This is a genomic window from Secundilactobacillus paracollinoides (genome assembly GCF_001702155.1).
In the GTDB taxonomy this organism is placed as follows: domain Bacteria; phylum Bacillota; class Bacilli; order Lactobacillales; family Lactobacillaceae; genus Secundilactobacillus; species Secundilactobacillus paracollinoides.
The window spans coordinates 3,111,590-3,124,987 of record NZ_CP014912.1; the positions used below are offsets into that span (position 1 = coordinate 3,111,590).

Sequence of the window (13,398 nt, forward strand, 5' to 3'; positions counted from 1 at the left end):
CTGGTCGGCCCTGCAGGCTGAGGTGGGGTCGCTCCGGAACGCCGACCGGCTCCACTACGCTACAATTGCGGCATTAGGTTACTGTCATTAATAAGGAACCACAACCGCTGTCTGATAATCAGTAGATACTAGCACGACAGGTTTAGTATGAAGCATTGCGAATCATGGACTCAAAAGCAGTCAAGGGCGGACTGCTCTTCGAACCAGGGTTAAAGCTATTGTGATGTTTAACAAAAAGAAAAAGTACATCCAACGTGAGTGGAATGGAACAATTTGGCACGGAGTCGCGAACCACCACGATTCCGTGCCAAATTGTGAAATGCAACGGATTTATAAGCTAGTTATAAAACAAAACCATTCCTAAAAACAGAAAGACTACTTATAACGCTCCGACGAAGCTTTCTTTCGCTTCTTAGCCTGGCGCTGTTTTTGCCGAATTTCATTACGGTGTTCCATTTGCTGTTCACGGCTGATGGCTTTCTTAATGCGCCGCTTATAGCCTGGTTTGACCTTTTTCTTAGCCTTATGAATGGCACCAGCCATGCTGCCGGAGATTTTAACCGGCTTATTCCCGCGCTTCTTTCGCCGATTACGGTCGAAGGAATCCACGATTTCGCCATTTTTGAGTTCCTTAGGCTTAAAGACAATGCCTAAATCCTCTAATGCTTCAATCTGGTCTTCATCATCTGGTGAGTACAGCGTAATTGCTGTTCCCTGCATGCCCTTACGACCAGTCCGGCCGACACGGTGAATAAAGTAATTCAGATCTTCAGGAATCCCGTCGTTGATCACGTGGGAAACCCCTTCAATATCAATGCCTCGAGCTGCTAAGTCTGTCGCAACCACGAATTGGAAGTCCAGGTTCTGAACCTCGCGCATGACACGTTTCCGTTCCCGAGCTGGCAAATCACCATGAATCACAGCCACTTTAAGGCCCTGACTCTTCAAGAAGTCGGCAATTTCAACGACTCGTTTTTTAGTGTTCGCAAAGACCAACGCTAAGTATGGTTCACCCATCGTCAAAAGCTTGTAGATCAGCTCGTTCTTTGACCGGCCCTTGGTTGATAACAGCCAGTTATCAATGGTTGGACTAATCACTGATTTTACTGGGATCTCTTCGATCACTGGGTTGTCCATGTACTTGCGTAAAAATGGCCGCAACTTGTCAGGAATCGTTGCCGAAAAGACCATCATCTGCAGATTCTCAGGCATCCGCCCAGCAATCTTATCGACCTGTTCCAAGAACCCGAGGTCCAGGGTCATATCAGCTTCGTCGACAACAAATTGCGTTGCGATGTGAATGTCTAAAGCGTTTGATTGGATCAGATCCAAAACACGACCGGGTGTCCCGATGACGATCTCAGGCTGTTCACGTTGCAGCTTATCGATCTGACGCTTCTTATCCGTGCCACCCACGTAGTTACCGATGCGAATCTCAGCCTCACTATGCTTGGCCAACTGCTTCGCGTCACCATAGATCTGGTAGGCTAACTCACGGCTTGGCGTGGTGATCACAGCTTGAACTTCGTGCTTGTTAGGATCGATCTTATCAAAAATAGGCAATAAAAAGGCGTGGGTCTTCCCACTCCCTGTTTGAGACTGGCCGACAACACTTTTGCCAGCTTTAACGACCGGAATCAATTTTTCTTGAACCGGCGTTGGGGTTTTAAAATTCAATTCCGTTAGGGCTTCGTTTAAAAATGGTTTCAGACCGAAGTCCTTAAAGGATTCACTCATGTTTTTCTCCTTTGTACGCGGTGGTGATTTCGTCTAGTTCCTTGATCACCTGTTTAATTTCATCATCATCATGGGCCACCGCACCACTAGCGAGTGCGTGACCGCCGCCACCGTGGTTTTTAGCAAGATCATTAATGGACGGTCCCTTCGACCGTAACCGGATCCGGAAGGTGTGATCCTTGGATTCCACAAAGATGGCCCAGGCCACGACCTCATTTAGGCGGCCTGGTAATGGTACCACAGCACTGGTACTCTCGTCACCTAAATTAAATGGTTTGACCACTTCATCTGATAACTTAATGTACGCAGCGCCCGATGGCAGAATCGTCAGCGACTGGTACACATAGGCGGACAAGCGTGCCAGCGGCAAGGAAATGGCATCTTCTTGCTGGTTGATATCACTTGCCGAAAAATTGAATGTCATCAGGTCACCAGCGACACGCATGGTGTGCGGTGAGGTTGCGGGGTACATGAACCGGCCAGTATCCCCAACAATGCCGGCATAGAGTAGTCGGGCTGCGTCGTCCGTGCAAGTCAAGTCGTTCTCAAAGGCCTTGTAAAAATCAAATACCAGCTCTGAGGTACTTGATGCTGCCGGTGTTACCCACTGCACATCGCCAAACGCATCGTCGTTTGGATGGTGGTCGATCTTAACCAGTTTATCGCCTTTAGTATAGCGGAAATCGTCGACTCTCGGCTGGTTGGCGGTATCAACCACGATCACGAGGGCGTGGTCGTAAACATCGTCTTCAATCACATCGGTCGTGCCAAGCCAGTTAAATCCTGGATATTGTTTCCCAACGCAGTAGATCTTTTTCGTTGGAAAGCTCGCCTTCAAGATGCCTGCCAACCCCATTTGGGAGCCAATGGCGTCCGGGTCAGGCCGCTGGTGGCGGTGAATAATAATGGTGTCATGCTGTTTGATCAAGTCTAAAATTGCTGATTGCGTTTCGCGTAGTGTCATTTTTGTCACCTTTCCGTCCGATATCATACAGTGTCGCCCTTTAGTATACCGTTTTGTGAGCTGTTATTCAAAATCACGATGGTCATTAAAGAGCGGTAATTTTATATTTTCAAACGCTTGCGGTGCCAGGCCAGTCAGCGTGATGCCAAGCAGGCGAATTCCATCATCCGGCGCTGGCATCTGCGTCATTAACTGCTGTGCCAACCGTAAAAATTCATCCGCTGACGTCTCAATAAAATCTGCCTGGGTAAACCGTTTAGTGATCGTCTTGAAGTCACCGTAACGCACCTTTAGAACAACAGTCCTGCCATGAGTCTGCTTCTTGCGCACTTCTGCGGCCACCATTCCCGCTAATTTAGTCAACTGGGTCGTCACTTCGCCCTGAGTCGTCAAAAACGGCCAGTACGTGCGCTCCTTGCCAATTGACTTACGATCCCGCTGATATTCAACGGGGCGGTTATCCACACCCCGAACATGCTGATAGAGCACCTCACCAAACCGCCCAAACTGGTTGATCAGATCCATTTCATGCCACTTTAAGAGGTCGGCGCCATTCGTAATATTGAGGTCGTGCATCTTAGGCACGGTCTTCTTCCCGACGCCGCGGAAGCGTTCAATTGGCAGCTTCGCCAAAAAATCAGGTGCGTCTTCAGCATGGATCACAGTGACACCAACCGGTTTACGGTAGTCGGAAGCTTCCTTAGCTAAAAACTTACTGTATGAAATGCCGACTGAACAAGTCAGGTGAGTCTCCTGCCAAATTTGACGCTGCATCTCGGCCGCTAAAACAACGGGGTCTTTGATGTCAGGTTTATTCTGGGTCACATCCAGATAGGCTTCATCAAACGCGACCGTTTCAATGATGTCCGTATATTGATGAAAGATCTCATGAATGTGGTCAGAGATTTCCCGATAATGCGGAAAATTCGGTGGAATAAACGTCGCTTTTGGGCACAATTTTAACGCCTGCTGAGCCGGCATCGCCGAATGGATCCCATACTGCCGCGCCACGTAGTTTGCGGTTGTCACAACGCCGCGGCCGCCAGTTGTTCGCGGATCACGAGTGATCACTAAGGGAACGGTCTTGTAAGCTGGGGTATCCCGCTCTTCAATTGACGCATAAAACGCATCCATATCGACGTGCAAAATGTGTCGATGATCATCAATTTGCGTTGGATTATCCAAGTTACCGCCCCCTTACTTTCACCTAAAACATCATTCCATTATAGCGAAGGTTCTGAACGCTTGCAAGCCAGAAAACCGCGTGCAGTGACGAAGCCAGAGAATCCCACGCCAAATAAAAAAACCTCCCAATAACGGGAGATTCTAAACAACCAAGCACCTATTTGTCAGCGTCTTGATCAGTAGTTTCATCTGAGTCGGCTGGTTTGTCTGCCGTTTCAGTTGAAGCGGTGTCAGCAGCTGCATCGTCAGCTGGCTTTGTTTCTGCCTTGGCTGGTTCTGCGGCGACTTCTGAACTAGCTGCCCGTTGAGAAACTGAACCGATCGCGTTTAAGTCAAAGACTAAGAAAATGCCATCGCAGTCAAGGGTTACGGTCTTGGCTTCGTTGTTGATCTCATCAACAACACCATGAAGCCGACCAATGGTAACAACGTGGTCACCCTTTTGAAGCTTTGATAATGTATCTTGATGCTTTTGTTGTTGCTTACGTTGCGGCCGAATCATCAAGAAGTACATGGCCACGATCATGACCAGGATCAAGATGATACCGGAATAGCTACTAGCGGAACTTGCTGCTAAAACTGTCAATTGTTTCACCCACCTTTTCGTCTACTCTATAATTTAACAAAAAATTGGACCTTCGTCCATGGTATCTCTGAAAACGCTAGAAATTTTTGGGGTTCGGGACGTTATAACCGTATGCTTCAAAGAAGTTTTCTCTAAATTCCAACAAATTATCGTCCATAATTGCCTGACGAACCTGTTTCATCAAATGGAGTAAGAAATACAAATTATGGTAACTTGTCAACCGCAGTCCAAAACTCTCATCAGCTTTAAACAAGTGGCGAATATACGCCCGCGTATAGTTTCGGCACGCGTAGCAGTCACAATTATCGTCAATTGGACTGAAATCACGTTCGTACTGTGCGTTCTTCACTGTCACCCGACCGTGACTCGTCATGCAGGTCCCACGACGCGCGATCCGTGTTGGCAGCACGCAGTCAAACATGTCGATGCCGCGCATGACGCCATCGATGAGGGAGTCAGGCGACCCGACCCCCATGAGGTAACGCGGTTTATTCGTTGGCAACATTGGCGTTGTAAATTCTAGCACCTGGTTCATTTCCGCCTTAGATTCACCGACGGACAACCCACCGATCGAGTAGCCAGGAAAATCCATGCTGACCAGATCATTGGCTGATTGGCGACGTAGTTCTTCGTAACCGGCCCCTTGAACAATGCCAAACAACCCTTGCCAATCAGGGTTACGATGTGCATTCAACCCGCGTTCTGCCCACCGAGACGTCCGTTCAACGGAGTGTTTGATGTAGTCGTAGCTCTCAAAGAAGGGCGGACATTCATCCAAACTCATCATGATGTCGGGTCCCAAATCGTTTTCGATCTGCATCGCCTTTTCAGGAGACAAGAATAGTTTGTCTCCGTTAGACGGATTTCTAAAATGAACGCCTTCCTCGGTGATGTTGCGATTCTCAGCAAGTGAAAAGACCTGAAAGCCGCCAGAATCAGTCAAAATTGGTTTCTGCCAGTTCATAAACTTGTGCAGCCCACCGGCCTCTTTGACGAGATCTTCGCCGGGTTGCAGCCAAAGGTGATAAGTATTGGCCAAAATCACACCAGCACCCATCTCATCAAGTTCTTCCGGGGCCAAAGACTTTACTGTAGCCTGAGTGCCAACCGGCATGAACATGGGTGTTGGAAAGGTACCGTGTGGTGTGATCAGCTCACCAAGCCGTGCGCCAGTGTGTTTTTCAGTTTTAATTAAGCGATACTTAATCGCTGGTTCCATAAAAGAATGTGCCTCCGTTCTTGAAAATCGTTCCTTTAATGTAGCATGGATCAGAGTGTGGAGCAAGGCGCCTAGGGGCAGAATGTAACGGACTCTGGCAGAAAATCCCGGGTTTGGATTTTTTGCCAGAGTCCGTTACATTGCCGCCCCTTGCCTTGCGAAACACGTTTCGACAATGTGACAGAGAAGGCGGTAGCCAATAGTACAATGTAGATCTAAAGCGTTATTACTATTTGTTGTTAATGCGCATTCCTCAATTAATAAATTTAGAAACTGAGATCATTGTTTTGAAGTTCTCTGTCCTCGAGCCGAAACGCGTTCAGTAAGCGAGGCTAACGTGTAAGAGGGTTCTGACAAAATTGCCAAGATTGCGTTTTTTGTTATTAGAGAGCCACTTGCGACGTGCTTTGCTTTTATCTAGCGGAAACGCGTTCAGCAAGGCTGAGGGCTACTGCATAAGCTAACTCTGGCAAAAATGCCAAAATCAGGCATTTCTTGTGGGCCTCTGTCCTCGAGCCGAAACGCGTTCAGCAAGGCACGGGGCTAACGTGTAACGGACTCTGACCAAAAAGTCAGACCCGGACTTTTCGGTCAGAGTCCGTTACACACCGCCCCTAAACCGCCTTGCTTCACGCTCTACTTAATGAACATCGCATCCCCAAAACTAAAGAACCGATATTTCTCTTCAATGACGTGCTGATAGGCATTCAAAATGTTATCTCTGCCCGTAAAGGCTGCCACCAACATAACTAGCGTTGATTTTGGCAAGTGGAAATTAGTGATGAATGCATCCACTACTTTCCACTGGTAGCCTGGGAAGATGAAGATGTCCGTCCAGCCAGAATCAGCCTTGATCTCACCGTTAAACTTTGTGCCGATTGTCTCCAACGTTCTAATTGACGTTGTCCCCGTGGCCACAATGCGACCACCGTTGGCTCGGACTTCATTCAGTGTTTTTGCAGATTCTTCTGACAACCGATAGAACTCAGAGTGCATCTTATGGTCATCAATATTTTTCTCGTCGACTGGCCGGAATGTCCCCAGACCAACATGGAGCGTCAAATAAACAAGCTTAATGCCCTTGTCCTGTACTTTTTGCAAGAGTTCTTTCGTCCAGTGCAAACCAGCTGTTGGCGCAGCTGCAGAACCTGATTCGCGCGCATAAACCGTTTGGTAGCGTTCAGGATCATCCAACTTTTCCTTAATATAAGGAGGCAGTGGTGTTTCACCCAATTTTTCCAAAATCTCCATAAAGATCCCATCGTAATGGAATTCAATCATCCGGCCACCATGCTCTAATTCCTTGGTGACGGTTGCCGTTAACTGACCATCGCCAAACGTGACCGTTGTCCCGACTTTGATGCGCTTCGCCGGCTTCATGAGCGTCTCCCACTCGTCGCCATTAGTGTTATGTAACAGCAGCACTTCAACATGACCGCCAGTATCCGGTTTTATCCCGTAAATGCGGGCTGGCATGACCCGTGAATCATTCATGACCACCGCGTCACCGGCATGCAGTTCATCAATGATGTCATAAAAATGCTTATCTTCTAAAGCGCCAGTGGCATGGTCCATTACCAAAAGACGGGATGCATCCCGTTTTTCAATGGGGGTTTGTGCAATGAGTTCGTGCGGTAGATCATAGTCAAAATCATCTGTAGTCAGTGTCATGGTCGTCTTCCTTTCAAGGTTGAGCAGTATTAGTCGTTATGCGGTTCTGGAATGCCAAGGTGTTCATACGCTCGAGCCGTGACCATTCGGCCGCGGGCAGTGCGTTTAATGAACCCCCGCTGTAACAAGAACGGCTCGTACATTTCCGCAACAGTTTCGGTTTCTTCACCAATGTTAGCGGCGAGCGTGTTTAATCCCACCGGACCGCCATCATAGTAAGTAATCATCGTTTTAAGTAATTTAATATCCGTTCGGTCGAGTCCCTGATCATCAACTTGCAACATGTTCAATGCTTTTTGAACGATTGCTAAATCAATGCCGTCGTGGGACGTCGACACCTCCGCAAAATCACGGATCCGCTTGAGCAGCCGGTTTGCAATTCGCGGCGTTCCTCGTGACCGGCGCGCAATTTCGTGAGCGCCCTGCTCATCGATCGGTGAATGCAGAATGCCTGCAGACCGAATCACAATCTGTTCAAGATCGGCGACATCGTAATAGGCCATGTGTCCCACGATACCAAACCGGTCGCGCAATGGCGCTGATAAGAGTCCGGCCCGCGTCGTCGCACCGATCAATGTAAATGGCGGTAACGGGAAATGGACGGGGTGGGCAGTTGGTCCCTGACCCACCACGATATCAACAAAGAAATCTTCCATCGCCGAATACAGCATTTCCTCAACAATTTTAGGGAGCCGATGAATTTCATCAATAAACAGCACATCGCCCGGCTGCAATTCATTCAGCAACGCAACGAGATCACCCGTTTTTTCAATTGCAGGGCCACTCGTCGTTTTAATACCGACCTGCATTTCACTAGCAATGATCATTGCCAGCGTCGTTTTACCTAAACCAGGAGGCCCGTAAAGCAGCACATGATCCAAGGCTTCTTCCCGCTGTTTGGCCGCTTGGATATAGACTTTAAGTTCGTCTTTTAAGGCTGACTGGCCAATGTATTGATCCAGCGAACTTGGTCGTAATGACTGTTCAACAGCTGACTCTTCGTCACCCTGTGGCTGACCGGAAACCAACCGTTCATCATCATCGTTCACAATGTCACCTCCCCTATGCGTTTGTTAATAGTTTCAATCCGGCGCTTAAATAATCGTCAGTGGTTTTGCCTGGTTCTTGGCTCAAAGTGGCTTCGAGTTTTGCCACGTCGCGATCGCGATAACCAAGTGCTGTCAGTGCTGCCAAGGCATCCGCCAACTGCGGATTGTCTGAGGTTGGTGTTTCGGGCTCACGCTGCGTGGCAAATAACCCAACCTCACCCAGGTCTTCCAGTTTATCTTTAAGATCAAGCACAATTTGCTGCGCGGTCTTTTTCCCAACGCCCGGAAAATGGGTTAAAAATTTAACATCGTTATCTTGAATGGCCCGAATAATTGCGGCCTGATCGCCGTTAGCAAGAATGGCAAGCGCACTTTTAGCACCGATGCCAGAAACCGCTAATAGTTTTTCGAAAAGTTTTTTCTCATCCAAAGTCGCAAATCCATATAATACTTGGGCGGTATCACTGATCGTCTGGTGCACGTACACGCGCACAAGTTGATCACCAACCTCGTACTGATAGGGATTGGCGGCTCGAACGAGGTAGCCAACGCCGTGCACGTCAACCACGATGTACGCGGGTTGAACGTCGGTGATCCGGCCCTCTAAATACTGAAACATGGTGTGATCGTCCCCCATTTCCTTACCGTTTAAAAACGTATGTTTGCCTAAAAAGTGTACCATGAAACAAGGCGTTGAATCAAGCTTGAGTGTCAGGCTGAGTGCCGGTTTGTTGGTTGGTGTTAACGTTTGATCTGTCAGGGGTTACGAGGCACGTCGGTGTTGAGTTGCCGTTGGTTTAGGTGTGGCTTTTGTGCCACTTTTTTGACTCATTCCAAACCGACTAAGCAGTATTTTTTTGGCAACCGTGCCGAAACGGGTTTCGGAAAACTGAGACCGGCCACGTAAGGCGCAGGTGTGACAAATCCAGGACCGGGATTTATCACGCCCGTGCCTTACGTTCTGGTCTCACCCGTTTTCCTTCACCCTCTAAAAAAAGCCCAGCCATCGGCCAAGCTTACTTTGGTGTTTTTGCTCCCTTTTCTTTTGCTTCTTCATTTTCGATCTTCTGGCGGTCATGCGGTTTCAACGGGTCCGGTTTCACACCCAGAGCGCCGATACCGGCAAAGATTCCAAAATAGTACGTCAGGATCCGCCACAACAGCATGGCCAACACTAATTTGCTGGAGTTGGTAATGTAGCTTCTAAATAAAACTTCAAAACTATATTCCGCCCCGCCTTCACCACCCGGAATTGGGAAGATGGAGATCACCATGATGATCAGAATATGCAGGCATGTGACCATAACGGCGTTGACGTGTGAATAGCCAAGTGCCAGCATGATAAAGTATGGGACAAGGTAATAGAACAGGAGTTGAAAGAACGTCACGATAACCACTTCGATCAGCAACTTACGCTCACTGAGTAGTCGCACACTTTCGTCGTAAAACAAGTCCACTTTATTATCCAGGTTCGCGGCCCTTTTCGAGACCCGTTCCGGTTTCATAAAGAACTTGAGCGGCCAGGTCACGACCTTAATTAATTTTTTAGTAAATCGCGGCCAAAACATGATCAGCAGTAAGCCGACAATGACTGAAAAATGGATAATGAAGCCTAACACTACAAAGAGTGCTAGGTAGCTCATTTTAGCGACCATGTAATGAAAGCCGATGATCAAGGCAATCAGGAAGTTGATGACAATCATCGCCTGAAAGACAACGAACTTCATCAGCAGGATGGAGCTTGCCCGACCACCATCAACACCCGATTGCAGCATCGCCACTAACTGGGCCGGCTGCCCACCGGAAGAAAACGGTGTAATGCCGTTAAACAACTGCTCGATCAACGGGATCCGCAGCGCGCTCTTGTACGAATATTTTCCTAATCGTTTCTCAACCAGCAGCTTAACGATCAGTCCTTCAAGGCCGAAGTACACACACATACAGCCGATGGCTACTGCCAGCCACCAAAGATTAATGGTGGTAAAGTCATGAATCAAAATACTGATCTTGATGTCGCGCAGGGAATACCCAAAAACGCCAAGTCCTAAGATCAGCATCAGGACCAGTACCAGTTTATTACGTCTCGACATAGTTTCTATCCTCTTTTACGTAGATGTGCTTGATCCTGATAGAACTTGACCCAGATCTTAACGAGTCGATCTTCGGAATAGTAATCAGCAGCGTCCTTTGCCTTATCCTGCAACGCCTGTAGAGCCGCCGGATCATCGCGCAGTTCATGGAGATCTCGATCCATTTCGTCAACGTCATCAGCGCCAAGATAGTCACCTTTTAAGATGGCATCATACAGGTCAAGGTTACGCACCAGGACTGGGGTATGGGTACTGAAGGACTCCAAAACTGACATGGGAAAGAGCTCGTTATAGGACGGTAACAGAAAAACATCGGCCATATTATAGTAGTCCACTAACTTGTTGCGGTCGACGATTCCTGGAAAGCTCAGGTTAGCCGGCGGATCATCAACCACTTTCTTCAGTTCCGCATAACCGTCTGTGATCCGGCCAAAGGAAAAGCCTCCCGTCCAAATGAACTGCATATCGGGATTGCGTTTTGCCAATTCGATAAAGTCTGGGACCCCTTTTCGAACCTGGACTTGACCAGACCCTAGAACGGTAAACTTATCGGGAAAATGATACTGTTCCCGCAACTCAGTCCGCTTCTTATCCGTCACTGGATAGAAGGTACTGCTGCTGACAAAGTTAGGAATATAAGTGATTTTTGCCTCTGAAATCCCATACGCCATCAATTTTTCCTTAAAACTGGGGTTCACCACGACCAGCTGATCCATCCGTTTATAAAACGCAATGACATACCGGTAAAAAATCCCCTTAAACAGTCGAGGAAGTTTAAGACTCCCCTCAAGTGTTTCAGGCAAAAAATGAACGAACCCGATCTTGCGGCCGCGATTCGGCATAAAGGTCGATAAATAATACTGCGGATTGATGGTGTGATAATGACTAATATCAGCCCGTCCGTAGGTGTTGACCTGAATCTTCAATTCATCATTTGCCTGTGTTCGCAGCAATCGCAACAGTTCGACGTAGACACTGCCAACGCCCTGACCGGCAACTTTATCCGCTGTTGAAAACATGGTTATCTTTAACATTTGGCACTCCTCATCATAATCCGCAGTCGTTGTAACCCCAACCGCTAGCCTAACACCCCAACTGATAGTATCACTCAAAATAAAACACGCAAAAAGGCAAAAACTCGTCCCGAATTTCTGCCTTTTCCAGTCTTCTACACTTAGTTACTGATTCCAGCTGAGTCTTCATGAACTTGCTCGTAAGCGAGTTGACAGTCCTGATAAAACGCAGCGACCTGTTCGCCAAACGCATCTGACGACGAATCGTGCAACGTTTTCTTAAGCGTTTCTTGGTCCTTAATAACAGGATCCTTAAGAAAATGCACCATATCGGCAACCATCTCATCAAAGCTGGCAAAGATACTGCCAAGCGTATCGCCCGCCAACAGGTCATCAGTATATGGGCTGTGTTTGACAACGATCTTGGTGCCAGCTGCCAACGACTCAATGTAGGTCAGTCCCTGAGATTCTGATTCAGAAGCTGAGACAAAGAGGTCGGCAGCTTGGTAAAATGCGGCAACCTTGTCGTTATTGATCTCACCGGTAAAAATAACGTGGTCGTCTAGTTTCAGATTCTTAACCTGTTGTTCGAGTGTTTCCCGGGCTGGACCATCACCAACGATCAACATCTTGGCGTTCGGCAATTCGTCGATCACCTTTGGCATCCCATCGATAACTTCTTTAATATTTTTTTCAAACGCAAGCCGGCTGAGTGATAAAATCAGCGGTGCATCTGGTGAAATGTTGTAAGTTTCACGAACATTTAGCGCACTTGGCTGCGCATACTGATCCAAGACAATGCCAGTTGGAATGACACGAATCGGTGTCTTAACACCATACCCGGTTAGCGTATCGATCACACGATCACTTGGCGCAACCACGCCATCTAAATGGGCACAAAACGCAAGCGTCATTTGTTTAACGTGCACCGGCTTTAAAATTTTACCGTTAGCCACATAGTGCAGGTAATCCTCATACATTGTATGGTAGGTATGCAGACACGGAATCTTAAGGTTCCGCGCCACAAATTTGCCGATCCACCCCATTGAGAACTCGGTTTGCGTATGAATAATGTCTAAATCCAGTTCTTTCGCAATTTGATAGGCATGAAACAGCCCACGAAACGCGATGCGCCGGTCAGTAAACGACACAAACGGCACACTTGGGAACCGGAAAATATTGCGTTCATATACGTCGCGCTCAATATGCGGGTCAGTCGTCGTGAAAATGTAGACTCTATGCCCTTGTTTTTCAAGCTCGTGTTTTAAAATTTTAATGGATGTGGCAACACCACTTACCTGAGGGAAGTAGGTATCCGTAAATAGTCCAATGTTCACGCTGATCCCCCCAACAAAATTAGTTCAACATAACGGACAGAACTTATTAAATCTGTACCGCTTCTACAGTCTAATAATGGACTTCAAACGCCCATGTTATCACAATTAATCATACGCCCTCTTTAGCGTTAGTCCAAGCCAAACGGCCGATAACTTCGTAAATTGGCATGTAAATTTAACAATTTAACAAATTGACAGGTTAGTTACTTCAGTAATTAACTATATAGCATTTTGCGCCGTAACGCAACCGCCAATCAAATAACCAATTGTCTTGAATTGAAAAGTTACCCTATCCTACCGAGTTGAACGAGTCCTGTCAACTTCAATTAACCACCTGTTACTAGTCTTTTTTGAAGTCAATGCCATTGGCTGATCTCGCCGTTAGGACCTGGTGAATACATACTATATCCCATATAATATGATTTTACAAGTATCTTACGTGACTGACGAGCTGGTGTCAAGCCACAGCGTTGTTTATTTCGTCTGCATCACGAACCCGTGCACACCCTATGCATCACAAAAGCACCAGCCCAAATTCCTATCCTGG

The 13,398-nt window shown here is 47.5% G+C and carries 11 protein-coding genes; all 11 read right to left on the bottom strand.

The window, feature by feature from the left end; genetic code table 11:
- Positions 1-375 precede the first annotated feature (375 nt).
- A complete protein-coding gene (locus AYR61_RS13760; RefSeq protein ID WP_065903561.1) occupies positions 376-1,737 on the bottom strand; it encodes a DEAD/DEAH box helicase in 1,362 nt (453 codons plus the stop codon).
- Positions 1,730-2,701, bottom strand: a complete 972-nt coding sequence (locus AYR61_RS13765) for a DHH family phosphoesterase (protein ID WP_056987323.1) — start codon at positions 2,699-2,701, stop codon at positions 1,730-1,732. The genes AYR61_RS13760 and AYR61_RS13765 overlap by 8 nt, the downstream gene beginning before the upstream one ends.
- 63 nt (positions 2,702-2,764) lie before the next feature.
- Positions 2,765-3,835 (bottom strand): DNA polymerase IV, encoded by a 1,071-nt coding sequence (gene dinB / locus AYR61_RS13770; RefSeq protein WP_065903983.1) that lies wholly within the window; start codon positions 3,833-3,835, stop codon positions 2,765-2,767.
- Positions 3,836-4,043: 208 nt separating this feature from the next.
- Positions 4,044-4,412, bottom strand: a complete 369-nt coding sequence (gene yajC / locus AYR61_RS13775; RefSeq protein WP_083215604.1) for a preprotein translocase subunit YajC — start codon at positions 4,410-4,412, stop codon at positions 4,044-4,046.
- Between the two features lie 136 nt (positions 4,413-4,548).
- Positions 4,549-5,691, bottom strand: coding sequence for a tRNA guanosine(34) transglycosylase Tgt (gene tgt / locus AYR61_RS13780; protein ID WP_056987324.1), 1,143 nt, complete (start codon positions 5,689-5,691; stop codon positions 4,549-4,551).
- A gap of 636 nt (positions 5,692-6,327) precedes the next feature.
- Positions 6,328-7,362 carry a tRNA preQ1(34) S-adenosylmethionine ribosyltransferase-isomerase QueA gene (gene queA, locus AYR61_RS13785; RefSeq protein ID WP_065903565.1) on the bottom strand — a complete coding sequence of 345 codons (1,035 nt, stop codon included), beginning with the start codon at positions 7,360-7,362 and terminating at the stop codon, positions 6,328-6,330.
- Between the two features lie 29 nt (positions 7,363-7,391).
- A complete protein-coding gene (gene ruvB / locus AYR61_RS13790) occupies positions 7,392-8,414 on the bottom strand; it encodes a Holliday junction branch migration DNA helicase RuvB (RefSeq protein ID WP_083215567.1) in 1,023 nt (340 codons plus the stop codon).
- 10 nt (positions 8,415-8,424) lie between these two features.
- Complete coding sequence (gene ruvA / locus AYR61_RS13795) at positions 8,425-9,030, bottom strand: Holliday junction branch migration protein RuvA (RefSeq protein ID WP_056987341.1); 606 nt, start codon at positions 9,028-9,030, stop codon at positions 8,425-8,427.
- Positions 9,031-9,427: 397 nt separating this feature from the next.
- A complete protein-coding gene (locus tag AYR61_RS13800) occupies positions 9,428-10,501 on the bottom strand; it encodes a lysylphosphatidylglycerol synthase transmembrane domain-containing protein (RefSeq protein WP_065903571.1) in 1,074 nt (357 codons plus the stop codon).
- A gap of 5 nt (positions 10,502-10,506) precedes the next feature.
- Entirely contained in the window at positions 10,507-11,535 is a 1,029-nt protein-coding gene (locus tag AYR61_RS13805) for a glycosyltransferase family 4 protein (RefSeq protein WP_065903574.1), read from the bottom strand.
- Positions 11,536-11,675: 140 nt separating this feature from the next.
- On the bottom strand, positions 11,676-12,851 hold the full coding sequence (locus AYR61_RS13810; RefSeq protein WP_065903576.1) for a glycosyltransferase family 4 protein: 1,176 nt from the start codon (positions 12,849-12,851) through the stop codon (positions 11,676-11,678).
- Positions 12,852-13,398: the final 547 nt, after the last annotated feature.